This window comes from Aeromonas sp. DSM 116730, from assembly GCF_046581335.1.
GTDB lineage: Bacteria > Pseudomonadota > Gammaproteobacteria > Enterobacterales > Aeromonadaceae > Aeromonas > Aeromonas rivipollensis.
The window spans coordinates 2,991,250-3,007,319 of the sequence record NZ_CP144265.1 but is presented as its reverse complement, the minus strand read 5'-3'; the positions used below and the strand labels follow the sequence as shown (position 1 = coordinate 3,007,319).

The 16,070-nt window shown below is 61.0% G+C and carries 16 protein-coding genes; 7 read left to right on the top strand and 9 right to left on the bottom strand.

Annotation, left to right across the window (positions count from 1 at the left end; genetic code table 11):
• Nucleotides 1-42 precede the first annotated feature (42 nt).
• The 5 genes from dkgB to Aeroheme_RS13580 form a co-directional block, all read right to left on the bottom strand.
• Complete coding sequence (gene dkgB / locus Aeroheme_RS13600; protein ID WP_411166029.1) at nucleotides 43-846, bottom strand: 2,5-didehydrogluconate reductase DkgB; 804 nt, start codon at nucleotides 844-846, stop codon at nucleotides 43-45.
• An 89-nt stretch (nucleotides 847-935) separates the two neighbouring features.
• Nucleotides 936-1,226: a putative quinol monooxygenase gene (locus Aeroheme_RS13595; protein WP_411166028.1), complete on the bottom strand. Its 291-nt coding sequence runs from the start codon at nucleotides 1,224-1,226 to the stop codon at nucleotides 936-938.
• A gap of 117 nt (nucleotides 1,227-1,343) precedes the next feature.
• Complete coding sequence (locus tag Aeroheme_RS13590; RefSeq protein ID WP_111912600.1) at nucleotides 1,344-1,544, bottom strand: DUF1737 domain-containing protein; 201 nt, start codon at nucleotides 1,542-1,544, stop codon at nucleotides 1,344-1,346.
• A 70-nt stretch (nucleotides 1,545-1,614) separates the two neighbouring features.
• Entirely contained in the window at nucleotides 1,615-1,968 is a 354-nt protein-coding gene (locus tag Aeroheme_RS13585; protein ID WP_408865966.1) for a VOC family protein, read from the bottom strand.
• 40 nt (nucleotides 1,969-2,008) lie between these two features.
• The gene (locus Aeroheme_RS13580) at nucleotides 2,009-2,413 is read right to left on the bottom strand and encodes a DUF6404 family protein (RefSeq protein WP_111912604.1); all 405 of its coding nucleotides are present in this window, start codon (nucleotides 2,411-2,413) and stop codon (nucleotides 2,009-2,011) included.
• A gap of 171 nt (nucleotides 2,414-2,584) precedes the next feature.
• Between Aeroheme_RS13580 and Aeroheme_RS13575 the strand changes: the two genes are divergently transcribed.
• Nucleotides 2,585-3,487, top strand: coding sequence for a LysR family transcriptional regulator (locus Aeroheme_RS13575; protein WP_289975457.1), 903 nt, complete (start codon nucleotides 2,585-2,587; stop codon nucleotides 3,485-3,487).
• 199 nt (nucleotides 3,488-3,686) lie between these two features.
• Here the strand turns inward: Aeroheme_RS13575 and glpK are convergent, their stop codons facing one another.
• Both glpK and Aeroheme_RS13565 read right to left on the bottom strand, forming a co-directional pair.
• The gene (glpK, locus tag Aeroheme_RS13570) at nucleotides 3,687-5,189 is read right to left on the bottom strand and encodes a glycerol kinase GlpK (protein ID WP_290028755.1); all 1,503 of its coding nucleotides are present in this window, start codon (nucleotides 5,187-5,189) and stop codon (nucleotides 3,687-3,689) included.
• Nucleotides 5,190-5,218: 29 nt separating this feature from the next.
• A complete protein-coding gene (locus Aeroheme_RS13565; RefSeq protein WP_005327692.1) occupies nucleotides 5,219-6,067 on the bottom strand; it encodes an MIP/aquaporin family protein in 849 nt (282 codons plus the stop codon).
• Nucleotides 6,068-6,555: 488 nt separating this feature from the next.
• Here Aeroheme_RS13565 and glpT point away from each other — a divergent pair, with 488 nt between their 5' ends.
• The 6 genes from glpT (at nucleotide 6,556) to tyrA (ending at nucleotide 14,568) form a co-directional block, all read left to right on the top strand.
• Nucleotides 6,556-7,914: a glycerol-3-phosphate transporter gene (gene glpT, locus Aeroheme_RS13560; protein WP_168235412.1), complete on the top strand. Its 1,359-nt coding sequence runs from the start codon at nucleotides 6,556-6,558 to the stop codon at nucleotides 7,912-7,914.
• Nucleotides 7,915-8,014: 100 nt separating this feature from the next.
• Complete coding sequence (locus Aeroheme_RS13555; protein WP_005328190.1) at nucleotides 8,015-8,773, top strand: DeoR/GlpR family transcriptional regulator; 759 nt, start codon at nucleotides 8,015-8,017, stop codon at nucleotides 8,771-8,773.
• A 464-nt stretch (nucleotides 8,774-9,237) separates the two neighbouring features.
• A complete protein-coding gene (gene glpD, locus Aeroheme_RS13550) occupies nucleotides 9,238-10,725 on the top strand; it encodes a glycerol-3-phosphate dehydrogenase (RefSeq protein ID WP_411166027.1) in 1,488 nt (495 codons plus the stop codon).
• A 100-nt stretch (nucleotides 10,726-10,825) separates the two neighbouring features.
• Nucleotides 10,826-11,905 carry a glycerophosphodiester phosphodiesterase gene (gene glpQ / locus Aeroheme_RS13545; protein ID WP_411166026.1) on the top strand — a complete coding sequence of 360 codons (1,080 nt, stop codon included), beginning with the start codon at nucleotides 10,826-10,828 and terminating at the stop codon, nucleotides 11,903-11,905.
• A 331-nt stretch (nucleotides 11,906-12,236) separates the two neighbouring features.
• Nucleotides 12,237-13,310 (top strand): 3-deoxy-7-phosphoheptulonate synthase, encoded by a 1,074-nt coding sequence (locus Aeroheme_RS13540; RefSeq protein ID WP_408781879.1) that lies wholly within the window; start codon nucleotides 12,237-12,239, stop codon nucleotides 13,308-13,310.
• A 118-nt stretch (nucleotides 13,311-13,428) separates the two neighbouring features.
• Nucleotides 13,429-14,568, top strand: coding sequence for a bifunctional chorismate mutase/prephenate dehydrogenase (gene tyrA / locus Aeroheme_RS13535; protein WP_411166025.1), 1,140 nt, complete (start codon nucleotides 13,429-13,431; stop codon nucleotides 14,566-14,568).
• A 66-nt stretch (nucleotides 14,569-14,634) separates the two neighbouring features.
• Here tyrA and hdfR read toward each other — a convergent pair whose 3' ends face one another.
• Nucleotides 14,635-15,510 (bottom strand): HTH-type transcriptional regulator HdfR, encoded by an 876-nt coding sequence (gene hdfR, locus Aeroheme_RS13530; RefSeq protein ID WP_025326467.1) that lies wholly within the window; start codon nucleotides 15,508-15,510, stop codon nucleotides 14,635-14,637.
• Nucleotides 15,510-15,869, bottom strand: a complete 360-nt coding sequence (gene maoP, locus Aeroheme_RS13525) for a DUF413 domain-containing protein (RefSeq protein WP_162627362.1) — start codon at nucleotides 15,867-15,869, stop codon at nucleotides 15,510-15,512. Before maoP ends, hdfR begins: the two co-directional genes overlap by 1 nt.
• Between the last annotated feature and the right edge of the window lie 201 nt (nucleotides 15,870-16,070).

Here is a 16,070-nt window from a genome sequence, read left to right as displayed (position 1 = left end):
TATCCGCCGCCGAAGCGATAGATACAATGCGTCCTCTCCCGTTTAATCCCAATTCGGGGCAAAGTCCGGGTTGGCGCAGCGCTCCCCTCGCTCCAGGGTGGCAATCTGTGCCATCTCCTCGGGGCTGAGTTGCACCTTGAGGGCGGCCAGGTTGGCGGCGAGATTCTCCCGCTTGGTGGAGCTTGGGATCACCGTCATGCCCTGGGCCAGCAGCCAGGCCAGTGACACCTGGGTCGCCGAGACGCCGTGGCGCTTGCCTATCTCCATCAGCAGCGGCTCGCTCAGCACCTTGCCATAGGCCAGCGGCATATAGGCGGTGATGGCAATGCCCTGATCCTGGCAGAACTCCACCACCTTGCGGTTTTGCAGCAGGGGATGGATCTCCACCTGCTGGTGGGCGATGGCGCCCGGCCCCAGGATAGCGATGGCTTCTTTAAGCTGGGCGACCGTGAAGTTGGAGACCCCGATCTCCCGGGTCAGGCCCCGGGCCTTGGCCTCGGCCAGCTGCTCCAGATAGACCGCCATCGGCACCTCATCCTTGGGGGAGGGCCAGTGAATAAGCGCCAGATCCAGATAGTCGGTGCGCAGTTTTTCCAGGCTCAGCTCCAGGCTCGGGATCACCTTGCCCGGGCCGAACTCGCTGATCCACACCTTGGTGGTCAGGTAGATATCCTGGCGGGGAACGCCACTTTCGCTCATCAGCTGGCCCACTTCGGCCTCGTTGTCATAGATCTGGGCGGTATCTATGTGGCGATAGCCGAGATCCAGACCCTGCAGCAGGGAGTCGCGCAGGGGCTGATCTTTCAGGCGAAAGGTACCAAGACCCAGGTTGGGCATCTTCATCATCATATTCCTCAAGTTATTGTTTCTACGCTCAATATTGTGTCGGCCCATCCTCGTATCCTGGGCGGGCAGGGGACAGGCCGCAGCTGGATTCAGGCTAGCTGATAGCGGCGAACACTGGTGCTGGCAAACCAGCCCCGGGTGTTGGCCACAAAGGCGAGAAAATGGGGTTCTTGTTGGTGGGCACTGAGCGCCGCATCGCTCTCCCACTCCTCGTGGATCATCCAGCCGTGGGGGCTCTCCAGGCTCTGATGCAGCCGGTAGCCAAGGCACCCGGGCTCTTGCCGGCTGGCGTTGACGAGCGGCGTCAGGGCGGCTCGGCACTCGGCGGCGAATTCAGGCTTGGCCTCAAGCTCGGCAATCACAATCAGGGGGGATGGCATCTGAACCTCCTTGCTAAAACGACGGTCAGTATGCCCCCGGCAGACTGGGGGAAACAGGGCAGCAGTCGCAAAACACTATTGAGGAAAGAACAGCAATAGGGAGGGGGAACCCACACATTAGTATTTCGTTAGATCTATGGGCATTGCGAATTCTTCGCCAGCGACTTCTTTAGTTAAGGCTTGTCCTGCGATGCAAGTATTTCCATTGAAGGTCAGTGTCGGGCCATGGTGAAGCTCCCAGCCCTTGTTCATCAATTCAGAGATCCGCATGCAAAAATCTTTATCATCAGGGCCAGTAATAAATCGATAGAGCTTCATGGGTAATGCCTTGATTTAAAATTAAAAGTCAAAATATTTCTCTGAAATAACATGTCTGCTGCGCTGAGGGTTATCCCTCTGACCAGACCGCAAACTCGTTGCCGCTGGGTTCGACAAAGTGGAAGCGGCGGCCGCCGGGGAAGTCAAACAGCGGGCGGTTGATGATGCCGCCATGGTGCTGCACCTTGGCCTGGGTCTCCTCGATATCGGCGCTGTAGAACACCAGGAGAGCGCCGCCCTGGGCGCTCTGGCCGCACAGATCCGCACGATAGAAGCCGCCGTCCAGCCCTTCCCCTTCGAAGGCGCAGTAGTCGGGGCCGTAGTCGGCGAACTGCCAGCCAAAGGCGGCAGTGAAGAAGGCCTTGGTGGCGGCGAGATCCCTGGCCGCAAATTCCACATAGTTCAGTTTTTCATGGATTTTCATAAGGTGCAGCTCCCTGCTGATGAATGAGGCCGAGTGTAATCTATCTGGGTTGCCAGCGTTTTAGCGTGCGGCTCGTGGCTTGCGGCAAGGCGTCCCAGGGCGTCAGTTTGAGCTGCTTGCGCCTAAACCAGAACCAGGTCGCCATCAGCAGGCCAACGCCAATGCCAAACAGCAGTCCCTGGTGCAGGGCAAACCCCAGGTTCACCTCATCCTGCCAGCCGAGGCACCACATCAACACCCCCCAGATAGCGCCGATGGGGAGTCCCAGGGCCAGGACGTTGACCAGAAAGCGTTCGTAGTGGGGCGGCCTGATGGTGAACCCCGCCTTTCGCAGCAGCCAGATAATCGGCGGGTTGTAGTTGAGCGCCTGCACGCCCTTCTCGGCCAGCTCCCGATGGGCTGCATCCAGCCTGTGTGCGAATACTAGGGGGTCGTCTCTGTGCATGTTTGGCTTCATACGGTGCTATTTGGCGGCATTGTACTGGCAAGGGCGGAGATAAAACAGGCGGTGCGTCACGATACGGCGAAGGGAGAGCGCCGACGGCGCGACGCAGGTCTTGCCAACTCCAGGCCACTGCGCCTATAAAGCCCCATGACTCTTGCCAGGATGACAACAATGAAGACCCATTCCGATGAACTGACCCTGTTTGTGGCCGTGGTGGAGGCGGGCAGTTTTCGCCAGGCGGCGGAGAACCTCGGCATGGACAACTCCGTGGTGAGCCGCGGCATCAAGCGCCTCGAGGAGAAGCTCGCCACAGTGCTGCTCAACCGCACCACCCGGCGGGTCAGCCTGACCGAGGAGGGGCGCTGGTTCTATCAGCGAGCGGTGAAGGTGCTGACCGAGATGAGCGAGGCGGAGAGCCATCTGCTGATGCGCCGGGAACAACCCGAAGGGATTCTGAGAGTCGACGCCGCCACCCCCTTCATCCTGCACCGGCTGGTGCCCATCATTGGCGAGTTCCGCCGCCGCTACCCCGGCATAGAGCTGCAACTGCACAGCTCCGAGGGCTTCATCAACCTGATGGAGCGGCGGGTGGACATGGCCATTCGCATCGGCGAGCTGACGGACTCCTCCCTGCGCGCCCTGCCGCTCGGGCGATCCAAGCTGCGGCTGCTCGCGTCCCCCGACTATCTGAAGGCACGCGGCACCCCGCGCCAGCCAGCTGACTTGCTGGCGGGCCACGAGCTGCTCGGCTTTTTGCACCCCGATCACCTCAACCACTGGCCCCTGCTCAGCACTGAGCAGGGGGACAGGTTCGCCATCACCCCGACCCTGAGGGCCAGCAGCGGCGAGACCCTGCGCCAGCTGGCGCTGGGAGGGCAGGGGATCGTCTGCCTGTCGGACTTCATGACGGGAGAGGACAGGGCGAGCGGGGCCCTGGTGGAGGTGCTGGCCCGCAGCAACAGCGGCGCCTCGCGCCCCATTCATGCGGTCTTCTACTCCGATGCCCAGCGGGATATCCGGCTGCGGGTATGGCTCGACTTCCTGAAAGAGCAGCTCGGCGCCGAGGCGTTGTAGAGGGCATGCCGACAGTGCCAACCCCCTCCCGGTCTCCCCCTCCACTAGGGGGAGGGGGAGGGGTCATTTTCTCCCACCCCTTGGCAAGGGGAGGGCTGGGGTCAGGTGCGGTCAGAACACCCGCGCTCGCCAATAAAAAGAGGCCGACATCGCTGTCGGCCTCGTTCGTTTTCATCTCAAGGATGCATGGGTTGCCCGATTAATCCTCTTCCGCCCAGCGGCGTGAGCGTTCGACCGCCTTCTGCCAGCCGCTGTAACGCTTGGCGCGATCGGCTTTGTCCATCTGGGGAATGAACTCCCTGTCCACGCTGAACTTGTCTTCCAGCTCGTCGGAGCTCTTCCAGAAGCCGACGGCGAGGCCTGCCAGGAAGGCGGCGCCCATGGCGGTGGTCTCGATGCGGGTCGGACGTACCACAGGGGTGTGCATCATGTCAGCCTGGAACTGCATCAGGAAGTCGTTGGCGACGGCGCCACCGTCAACCTTGAGTGCTGCCAGCTTGATGCCGGAGTCCTGCTGCATGGCATCCAGCACGTCGCGGCTCTGGTAGGCGATGGATTCCAGCGCGGCGCGGATGATGTGGTTGCGGTTGGCGCCACGGGTCAGGCCGACCATGGTGCCGCGAGCATAGGGATCCCAGTAGGGTGCGCCCAGGCCCACGAAGGCCGGTACCAGGTAGACGCCGTTGGTGTCCCCCACCTTGCTCGCGAAGTAGTCGGTGTCGCGGGCATCGTGGATGATCTTCAGTTCATCGCGCAGCCACTGGATGGTGGCGCCGCCCATAAACACGGCCCCTTCCAGCGCGTAGTTCACTTCCCCTTTCGGGCCGATGGCGACCGTGGTCAGCAGGCCGTTGTTGGAGCGAACCGGCTCTGTGCCCGTGTTCATCAGCAGGAAGCAGCCGGTGCCATAGGTGTTCTTGGCCATCCCCTTCTCGAAGCAGAGCTGGCCGAACAGGGCAGACTGCTGGTCACCGGCGATGCCGGCGATGGGGATGCGGGAGCCGCCGCCACGGGTGGTATAGCCATACACCTCGGAGGAGGGTTTGACCTCCGGCAGCATGGAGGCGGGGATGCCCAGCTCGTCCAGCATCCGCTCGTCCCACTTCAGATCGCGGATGTTGTAGAGCATGGTGCGGGAGGCGTTGGTCGGGTCGGTGACGTGCACTTCGCCGTTGGTCATCTTCCACACCAGCCAGGTGTCTATGGTGCCGAACAGCAGCTCGCCGTTCATCGCCTTCTCGCGGGCCCCTTCCACGTTGTCCAGGATCCACTTCACCTTGGTGCCGGAGAAGTAGGCGTCCAGCACCAGGCCGGTATTCTCGCGTACGTACTCTTCCAGGCCGCGGGCTTTCAGCTCTTCACAGATGGCCGCGGTGCGGCGGCACTGCCAGACGATGGCGTTGTAGACGGGCTTGCCGGTGGCTTTCTCCCAGACAACGGTGGTTTCACGCTGGTTGGTGATGCCGATGGCGGCGATCTGCTCGCTGTGCAGGCCGCTCTTGGCCAGCACCTCGGTGAAGACGGAGGACTGGGTCGCCCAGATCTCCATGGGGTCGTGCTCGACCCAGCCCGCCTTGGGGTAGTGCTGGGTGAATTCGCGCTGTGAGGTCGCGACTATGTTGGCGTCCTGATCGAACACTATGGCACGGGAGGAGGTGGTACCTTGATCCAGCGCGACGACAAATTTCTTTTCAGCAGACATGATGTTCTCCACGTTTGGGGGGACCGCTCTTAGGCGGCGGCCTCTTCTTTATTGGACAGCTTGGCGGCTTCTTCGGTCACGACACGGTTGCCCGGGACGCAGGGAGCCAGCACTTTCACATACAGAGCGGTACCCAGCTGGGCGCCGACTATGGGGCCGAGGATGGGAACCCAGAAGTAGGGGTTGTCGCGACCGCCGGTCAGGGCCACATCGCCCCAGCCTGCAAAGAAGGCGAACAGTTTGGGACCAAAGTCACGGGCCGGGTTCATGGCAAAACCGGTCAAGGGGCCGAGGGAGGCGCCGATCACCGCGATCAGTATGCCGATCAGCAGGGCGGCGGCGAAGCCTTTGGGGGCACCGTTGTTGTTGTCACCCAGCGCCATGATGCCCAGCATCAGGACGGCGGTGATCACCAGCTCGACCGCGAATGCCTGCATGTTGGAGAGCAGGGCATTGGGGTAGGTGGAGAAGATGCCGGCGGTGCCGAGGCTCTCTACGCTGCCGCGCACCACGTTGTGGGTCAGTTCCCACTGGGTGAAGAGGTTGCCATAGAGGAAGTAGACCAGGGCGGCGGAGGCGAAGGCACCCGCTATCTGGGCGATGATGAAGGGCACCACCTTGCGCTTGTCGAAGCCGCAGAAGGTCATCAGTGCCAGGGTCACCGCCGGGTTCAGGTGGGCGCCAGAGATGCCGCCGGTCACGTAGATGGCGATGGCGACCCCCAGGCCCCAGGTAATGGAGATTTCCCATTGCCCGAAGTTGGCGCCAGCCAGCACCAGGGCGGCCACGCAACCGACGCCGAAGAAGATCAGCAGGCCGGTGCCGATAAACTCGGCGAGGCACTCGCCGAGCAGGGTATTGGGTCTTTGTATGCTCATAGTTGTTATTCCTTATATCCACCCAGAGTAGGTTTGATGTTCCGTTTCGTTATCTTGCATTCCCATTTTTTGCGTCCGAAAACGTTTCTTCTTGTTATTTGAGCTGACGCAAACGTTATGCTCGTTTGCGCTCGTTCTTGGACGAGAGAGAAAATAAACCTTCTGTGCCAATTCACCAGACCCCCGCCACCGGAAATGTGGACAAGATCCCATTCATTGCTAAGAAAATGTGACGAAAAGCAACTGTTAGCGGTGTTAATACTCCTTAGTGGGTACCTGAATTCCTTGCCCTGCAAGGGCTGGCGGCCGATGAGCGATCACTCACCAGGTGACATTTTTTGTAATAAAACTGCAATAATTTAGCCTTCATCACAGATTGAATGTTCACAAATGAGCACAATAGGCTCGCTTGCGAATAAGGACTCATCTGGTCGCAGGCATGATCGGGGCACCCTCAACCGCCCATAACAACAATAAGGAAGCAGAACATGCTTAGTCTCTTCAGGCCTGCACCCCACATAGAGCGGCTACCGGCCGACAAGGTGGATCCCTTCTACAAACGCATGCGCTGGCAGGTGTTTTTCGGGATCTTCTTCGGTTATGCCGGCTACTATCTGGTGCGCAAGAACTTCAGTCTGGCGATGCCCTACCTCATCGAGCAGGGCTTCTCCCGCGGTGATCTGGGCCTGGCCCTGTCTGGCGTCTCCATTGCCTACGGTCTCTCCAAATTCCTGATGGGGAACGTGTCGGATCGCTCCAATGCGCGCTACTTCCTCTCCGCCGGTCTGCTGCTCTCGGCCGGCATCATGTTCATGATGGGGACAGTGCACTGGGCCACCTCCAGCATCGCCATCATGTTCGTGCTGCTGTTCCTCAACGGCTGGGTTCAGGGCATGGGCTGGCCGCCCTGTGGTCGCACCATGGTGCACTGGTGGTCACAGAAGGAGCGGGGCGAAGTGGTCGCGGTCTGGAACGTGGCCCACAACGTGGGCGGCGGCATGATAGGTCCGCTGTTCATCCTGGGGATGGGCTGGTTCAATGACTGGCGCAGTGCCTTCTATGTACCGGCTGCTGCTGCCGCCGCCATTGCGGTGATCGCCTTCTTCGTGATGCGTGATACCCCGCAATCCGTGGGGCTGCCCCCCATCGAGGAGTACAAGGACGACTACCCGAAGGATTACAACGAGAGTCACGAGCAGGAGTTTTCCGCCAAGGAGATCTTCGTCAAGTACGTGCTGCACAACAAGCTCTTGTGGTACATCGCCATTGCCAACGCCTTCGTCTACCTCATTCGTTACGGTGTGCTGGACTGGGCGCCGACCTACCTGAAAGAAGCCAAAGACTTCAGCGTGGATCACTCCTCTTGGGCCTATTTCCTGTACGAGTGGGCCGGTATTCCGGGCACCCTGCTGTGCGGCTGGATCTCTGACAAGATGTTCCAGGGCCGCCGCGCCCCGGCCGGCATCCTCTTCATGGTGCTGGTGACCCTGGCTGTGCTGGTCTACTGGCTCAACCCGGCGGGCAACCCCACCGTCGACATGCTGGCACTGGTCGCCATCGGCTTCCTGATCTATGGCCCCGTCATGCTGATCGGTCTCTATGCGCTGGAGCTGGCGCCGAAGAAGGCGGCCGGTACAGCGGCGGGCTTCACCGGTCTGTTCGGTTATCTGGGTGGCGCCGTGGCGGCCAACGCCATGCTGGGCTACACAGTCGACCACTTCGGCTGGGACGGTGGTTTCATGGTGCTGACCGCATCTTGCGTGCTCTCCATAGTGCTGCTGGCAATGACCCTCAAGCATGAGAACATCGCCGTGGCGGCCCGCAAGGCCGCTGCCGACAAGGCATAAAACGTGATCCTGCCCTTATCGATTCGAAAAGGGATAGGGTACACTGCCAAAGGCCCCGCAATGCCGGGGCCTTTTTTCGTCTTTCAAGCGGAGTGCAAGCGTGAAGCAAACCCAACGACATCTGGAGATCCTGGACGTCCTGACAAGGCAGGGCTTTGTCTCGACCGACGATCTGGTGACCCATTTTGACGTCAGCCCCCAGACCATTCGCCGGGATCTGAACGATCTCGCCGAGCAGAACAAGATAAGGCGCCATCACGGCGGGGCCTCCCTGCATTCGAGTACCGTCAATACCGCCTACAGCGCCCGCAAGGTGATGCAGCTCAAGGAGAAGGAGCGTATCGCTCGCGAGGTGGCCGCCAACATTCCGGACGGCTCGTCGCTCTTCATCGACATCGGCACCACCACGGAAGCCATAGCCCGCGCCCTGCTGGATCACCGGGAGCTGCGTGTGGTCACCAACAACCTCAACGTCGCCAGCATTCTCACCGCCAAGGATGACTTCACCGTCATCATCGCCGGTGGCGAGATCCGCAACCGGGATGGCGGCATAGTGGGGGAGGCGACCCGTGACTTCATCGGCCAGTTCCGCATGGACTATGGCGTCATCGGCATCTCCGGCATCGACAACGACGGCTCATTGCTCGATTTCGACTACCACGAAGTGAAGATAGCCCAGGCCATCATAGCCCACTCCCGCCAGGTGTTTCTGGCCGCCGACCACACCAAGTTCGGCCGCAATGCCATGGTCAATCTCGGCAACCTCAACCAGATCCACGCACTGTTCACGGATCAGGAGCCGCCGGAGAAGTTGATGCGACTGATGTCCCAGCATCAGATAGCCTGCCACATCTGCTGAGTCTCCCCACGCCGTATTAGCATCAGGCCGCCACCGGGCGGCCGCTTTCTTGTCGCCGTCTGTTCGGGCCTCTCCCCATGGCGGCCGCCTTGCTCCTGCTACCTTTCCCCTTTGTCCCTGTGGCGCCGCACTCTGCTGGTCGCTGCACGACTTGAGCTAAAAACTACGGCTCTCTCCTCGTCCTGCGTGGTGTGTCTCTGTGCTGGTGGCCCTCTCAGAGTCGGGCCCTGTCGGCCTCGGGCTGCCGCGCCCGCATCCGCTGCGGCAGATTCGCCCTGGCAGTAGGGCCATGGCAAGGCTCGGGGTGGCATCTTGTCACCGACCGGCAGCATTCTTAGCATTGTCAGAACAATCGCGATCACATTTCCCTCATAAAATGTTCGTTTATCATTTTTTCATGTTCTAATATGAGCGAAATCAAACATTGCCGGCATGGCGAACACAAAATAAGAAAGTAGGTGAACATGAGCGAACATTATGATCTGGTCGTCGTCGGCGGCGGCATCAACGGGGTCGGCATTGCGGCGGATGCGGCGGGGCGGGGGCTGAAGGTGGCGCTGTTCGAGGCGCAGGATCTCGCCTCGGCCACCTCGTCCAACTCCAGCAAGCTGATCCACGGTGGCTTGCGCTATCTCGAACATTACGAATTCAGGTTGGTGAAAGAGGCGTTGGCGGAGCGGGAGGTGCTGCTCGGCATGGCGCCGCACATCGCCCGTCCCATGCGTTTTCGCCTGCCGCACCGCCCGCACCTGCGCCCGGCCTGGATGATCCGCGCCGGCCTCTTCCTCTATGACAACCTGGCCAAGCGCGACAAGCTCAAGGGCAGCTGCGGTCTGCGCTTCTTGCCGCAAGATGGCCTCAAGAGCGGCATCAACAAGGGCTTCGAATACTCGGATGCCTGGGTCGACGACGCCCGCCTGGTAGTGCTCAACGCCATGATGGCCCGGGACAAGGGCGCCGAGGTGCAGACCCGTACCCGCTGCGTCAAGGCAGTGCGCGGATCCAAACACTGGACCCTGACCCTGGAGCGGGAAGGGGGCGAGCAGTTCAATGTCACCTGCCGTGGCCTGGTCAATGCGGCCGGTCCCTGGGTCAAGACCTTCTATGACGAGAGCCTGCACGAGAAATCCCCCCGCGGCATCCGCCTCATCAAGGGCAGCCACATCATAGTGCCGCGCATCCATGAGCGCGAAGAGGCCTATATCCTGCAAAACGAGGACAACCGCATCGTCTTCGTCATCCCCTATCAGCAGGACTACTCCCTCATCGGCACCACTGACGTGGAGCACCATGGCAGCCCGCGGGAGGCGAAGATCAGCGAGGCCGAGATCAGCTACCTGTGCAAGGTGGTCAACGCCCACTTCACCCGCCAGATTGCGCCCTCCGAGGTCATCTGGACCTATGCCGGGGTGCGGCCGCTCTGCGATGACGAGTCTGACTCTCCCCAGGCGGTGACCCGCGACTACACCCTGGAGCTCTCAGGTGAATCCGACGGGGCGCCGCTCCTGTCGGTGTTTGGCGGCAAGCTCACCACCTATCGCAAGCTGGCCCAGGCCGCCTGCAACAAGCTCAAGCCCTGGTTCAGCCAGATGGGGGATGACTGGACGGCCTGCAGCCGTCTGCCCGGCGGCGAGTTCGACTGCTCCACCGCCGAGCTGGCTCGTGCCTATATGCTCGAATTCGATTGGCTGGATGAGCGCAGCGCCCGCCGCATCGCCGAGGCCTATGGCAGTCATGCCCGTCTCTGGCTGCACGAGGAGCGGGATCAGCACTTTGGTGCCGGGCTGTACGAGTCGGAAGTGCGCTATCTGATCAGCCGCGAGTGGGCCCATTCGATGGAAGACATACTGTGGCGCCGCAGCAAGCTGGGGCTGCGCCTGTCCCAGCCTGAGCAGCAGCAACTGCACGCCTGGCTGGAGCAACACCATCACGCTCTGCCCAAGGCAAGCTGATGACAAGGCGGGCGGCCTTTGCCGCCCGCCGATAAACTGCAATAAACCTCTGCTATAACAACTACCTACATCCAATAAACAATAACAAAGAGCCGTTTTTATGAAACAACCTCACCTCTCCCTTGTGGCCCTTGGCCTCGGGGTTGCCCTCGCATTGCCCGCCCTGGCCGCCGATGACGGCAAGATAGTGATAGCCCACCGTGGCGCCTCCGGCTATCTGCCGGAACACACCCTGGAGTCCAAGGCGCTGGCCTATGGCATGGGTGCCGACTACCTGGAGCAGGATCTGGTGATGACCAGGGATGACCAGCTGGTGGTGATGCACGATCACTTCCTCGACGGCATCACGGACGTGGCGACGCGCTTCCCCGGCCGCGCCCGTGCGGACGGTCGTTACTATGTGGTGGACTTCACCCTGGCCGAGGTGCGCTCCCTGCGCATGACGGAGCCGTTCCAGCTGGTGGAGGGCAAGCAGGTGCCCGTCTATCCGGCCCGGTTCCCGCTGTGGAAGTCCGATTTCAAGATCCACACCTTCCAGGAAGAGATAGAGATGATCCAGGGGCTCAACAAGAGCACCGGCAACAACATCGGTATCTACCCGGAGATCAAGGCCCCCTGGCTGTTCCGCCACGAGGGCAAGGACATTTCGAAAGCCGTGCTTACCGTGCTCAAGGAGTACGGCTACACCGACAAGGGCGACAAAGTCTATCTGCAGAGCTTTGATGTGGATGAGCTCAAGCGCATCAACGGCGAGCTGATGCCGGCGCTGGGCATGGACCTGAAGCTGGTGCAGCTGATGGCCGAGACCGACTGGAACGAGACCATGGTCTACGACACCAAGGGCCAGGCGACCCCCTACGACTATGACTGGATGTTCAAGCCGGGGGCCATGAAGACCATAGCCGGCTACGCCGACGGCATAGGCCCCTGGAAGCCGATGATAGTCCCCGAGCCGGGCACGCTCGGCAAGCCGGTGTTCACCACCATGGTCAAGGAGGCCCACGCCGCCGGTCTCAAGGTGCACCCTTATACCTTCCGCCAGGATCAGGGGCAGATCCCGGCCTATGCGAAAGACTTCACCGACTTGCTCAACATCTTCCTCTATCAGGCGGATGTGGATGGGGTGTTCAGCGACTTCCCGGACAAGGCGGTGGCGGTCATCAAGGCCCACGGCAAATAATAAAAGAAGAGCAACACGGGAACGCAAGCGGGGCCAGGTGCCCCGCTTTTTTATGGCGGCAGGCCAGCCCCGGGAGTGATGAGGTGTAGGGTGGAATTATTTGTTTACGATTTCCGTGGTGCAGGGGAGCTTTTACACGCTACTTTCTGGCTGTTTTGGTCACGGGAGTGGTCATTAATCCATCTGTTGATGCAGAAAACCGCTAGTTTCACTTGATTGTTTGTTTTTCCTTGGTAAGGTGAGGGCGGTTGCGTAACAAAGCGCTGACTCGTGTAAATAAATAAATACACCTTGGCGCAATTGGCTTAAATACAGTAGAGAGAATGAGAAAATGCAAAGAGACCCCCTGAACAACATCCATATCCAGTCCGAACAAGTGATGATCACGCCTGCCCAGCTCAAGGAGAAGTTACCCATCTCCGACAAGGCGCTGGCATTCGTGCAAGGGGCCCGCACTACCATAGCCGACATCATCCACCGTCGGGATCACCGCCTGCTGGTGATCTGTGGACCCTGCTCCATCCACGACATGGACGCCGCCAAAGAGTACGCAACCAGACTCAAAGCGCTGCATGATGCCTACCAGGACTCTCTCTACATTGTCATGCGGGTCTACTTTGAGAAGCCACGCACCACTGTCGGCTGGAAGGGCTTTATCAACGACCCGAATCTCGACGGCACCTTCGACGTTGAGCTGGGGCTGCACCGCGCCCGCGAGCTGCTCTGCTGGCTGGCGGAGCTGGAATTGCCGCTCGCGACCGAGGCGCTCGATCCCATCAGCCCGCAATACCTGGCGGAACTCTTCTCCTGGTCGGCCATAGGCGCCCGTACCACAGAATCCCAGACCCACAGGGAGATGGCCTCCGGCCTCTCCATGCCGGTCGGCTTCAAGAACGGTACCGACGGCAACCTGGGGACCGCCATCAACGCGCTGCAGGCGGCCTCCAGCCCCCACGCCTTCATGGGGATCAACCAGCAGGGTCAGGTCGCGCTGCTGCAGACCCAGGGCAACCCGGATGGCCACGTGATACTGCGCGGCGGCAAGCACCCGAACTACGATTCGGTCAATGTGTCGCTGGCGGAAGAGGCGCTGGAAAAGGCGGGTCTGCTGCCCGGTCTGGTGGTGGATTGCAGCCACGGCAACTCCAGCAAGGATCACCGTTTGCAGCCCAAGGTGGCGGACAACGTCATCCACCAGATCCAGGAGGGCAACCGCTCCGTCATAGGGGTGATGCTCGAATCCAACCTGTTCGAGGGCAACCAGTCCAGCGAGCAGCCCAAGGAGCAGATGCGCTACGGCGTCTCCATCACCGATGCCTGCATCGACTGGGAGACCACGGCAACCCTGCTGGCCCGCTGCCACAGCCAGCTGGCGGCGCCGCTCAAGAGCAGAACCGCGCTGTAAGTCGTGGTATCTTGTCGTAACTGATTGAACCATAGAGGTATCACTGCCCACGCGGTGATACCTTGTTGCCTCTTGAATCACAGGGCGCCGCCGCCAGCGGCGCCGGCAGGGACTGGATATGGCTGAAGAGTTGAATGCCCTCAGGGACAAGATAGATGTGGTGGACAGGCAGCTTATTGATCTGCTGGCCGCCCGTCTGGCCCTGGTGGGGGAAGTGGGTGAAGTGAAGAGCCGCCACGGCCTGCCCATCTATGCGCCGGACAGGGAGGCGAGCATGCTGGCACGCCGCCGCGCCGAGGCCGAACTGCTGGGGGTGCCCGGCGATCTCATCGAAGACGTGTTGCGCCGGGTGATGCGCGAGTCCTACATCCTCGAGTCGGCCAGCGAAAAAGAGAACCACTTCAAGTGCATGAAGCCGGATCTTGGCAAGGTGGTCATCATCGGCGGCCAAGGTCAGCTTGGCCGCTTGTTCGGCCAGATGTTCGGCCTCTCCGGCTACAGGGTCGAGAGCCTGGAGCAGGGCGACTGGCCGCGCTCTGACGAGATCCTCGCCGATGCGGGTCTGGTGATGGTGGCGGTGCCCATCGACATCACCTGCCAGATCATCGACCGACTCGGCAAGCTGCCAGCAGATTGCCTGCTGGTGGACGTCACCAGTGTGAAGGCGGCGCCGCTCGAGCATATGCTGGCGGTGCACCAGGGGCCTGTCTTGGGGCTGCACCCCATGTTCGGGCCGGATGTGGCGAGCCTTGCCAAGCAGGTGATCGTCTGCTGTCAGGGCCGTGACCCTGCCGCCAGCCAGTGGCTGCTGGATCAGATGACCATCTGGGGCGCGCGGCTGCAGCAGGTGGAGGCCAAGGCCCACGACGAGGCCATGACCCTCATCCAGGCGCTGCGCCACTTCGCCACCTTCGCCTACGGCTGGCACCTCTCCCGGGAGCAGGCCAACATCGACCGTCTGCTGGCGTTGAGTTCCCCCATCTACCGGCTGGAGCTCGCCATGGTAGGGCGGCTGTTTGCCCAGGATCCCCACCTCTATGCCGACATCATATTGTCGTCACCGCAGAACCTGGCGATGATCCGCCGTTACTACCAGAACTTCGGCGAGGCGCTGGGGTTGCTGGAACGGGGGGACAGAGCTGGATTTATCGAGGCCTTCTCGCAAGTGTCCGGCTTCTTCGGCGAACATGCCGACGAGTTCCTGCGCGAGAGCCGCACCCTGCTGGCCCAGGCCAACGACCGCCGTCACCACGACTGATGGCACGCATCCATAACAAAGGGGCCGCTTGGCCCCTTTTTTCATGCTGATCAGGCTGAAGCCCGGCTACTCGGCGGATGGTAGCCGCAGATCTGCGCCATCCCAACCCAGCGGCAGGGTGAGCAGCTGATCGATCAGCTCCCGGCGATCGGATTTCTCCAGATAGGCGAGGTAGAGCGGACGGCTCAGCGCCTGCCCCCCTTCCACCAGGTGAAGTTGTCCCTGCTCCAGGAAGGGGCTCACCATACGCCGCGGCAGATAGGCGGCGCCCCCATTGGCCAGCACGAACTGCAGCGCCATGCTGGCTGAGCTCGAATGCAGCACCGGGGTCTTCTGCAGGCTCTGCAACCGGCTCGAGGGCGGCTCGAAACTGGTGCCCCAGTCGAGGTGAATATGGGGCATCTGCATCAGGCTGTCCGCATTGGCGGCAGGCTCCCGGCTCACCAGCTCGAACACCAGCTCGCCTATGGGGTGCAGGGCTATCTCGTCTATCTTGGTCGGCTCCGAGAGCAGGGCCAAGTCGAGAGATCGCTCCAGCAACTGGCGGCACAGGTGCTCGCGGGAGGCTGTCTCGAGCCGCACCGCGAGACCGGGGGCCAGCGCATAGACGTGGTTGAGCCAGTCGTTGAAGTCGAGCTCCCAGAACACCGCGGGCGCGCCTATGGCGAGCTGCTGGCTGAAACCGGGGGAGAGGGCCACGTCCTGCTTGGCGCGGCCTAGCGTGTGCAAGATGGCGTCTGCATAGGGCAGCAGACGCTCACCGGAGGCGGTCAGACGGATGTTGTTGCGATGGCGGGCAAACAGGCTGACCCCGAGTTGTTGCTCGAGCTGGCGGATCCGAAAGCTCACCGCCGACTGGGTCAGGTAGAGATTCTCGGCGGCCCGGCCAAAGTGCCGGGTCTTGCTGACCTCGATGAAGGTCCGAAGCAGCTCGGTATCCATTAATCGAGGGACTCGTCGCTGCCACCACCGCCGCCACCTTCAAAGCTGCCGCCCGTGTCCTCATTGGCGCCACCCGCGACTGTGCACAGACGGTGCACCCGCTTGGGACCAATCACCTTCAGGTACTTGAACCATACCTTGGCGTGGGGGTTGCTGCCGGCTGCGCCAGACTTGACCTGCTCGATGAAGGCACTTTCTACGTCATCACGTGGGGCCAGGTTGCCCTGATAGAGCGCCAGCATCACAGTGCCATATTTTTCCAGACTGTCCGCTTCGGCCACGGTGAATTCGCCACTGCGACGCAGGCCACGGGGAAAATGTTTGAAGTCGTTGAAACGCTTGTCTGATTCGAAGCTCATAGTGCTCTTGTTCTGGTTAGTTTGACCTTTGCGGGCAAGTATCATCAGGCCGTCGCAGAGTGCAAAATCAATTTTCTCACTATGTTAATAAATATCTTTTATCGAACAGCCTTTGTCTCATCCCGAGGGTGAATTTTGCGGTCAGCTGCACAAAAAGCCTGAAAAATAGTGGAGTTATGTCAGGTTTTGTACAGCTGCACC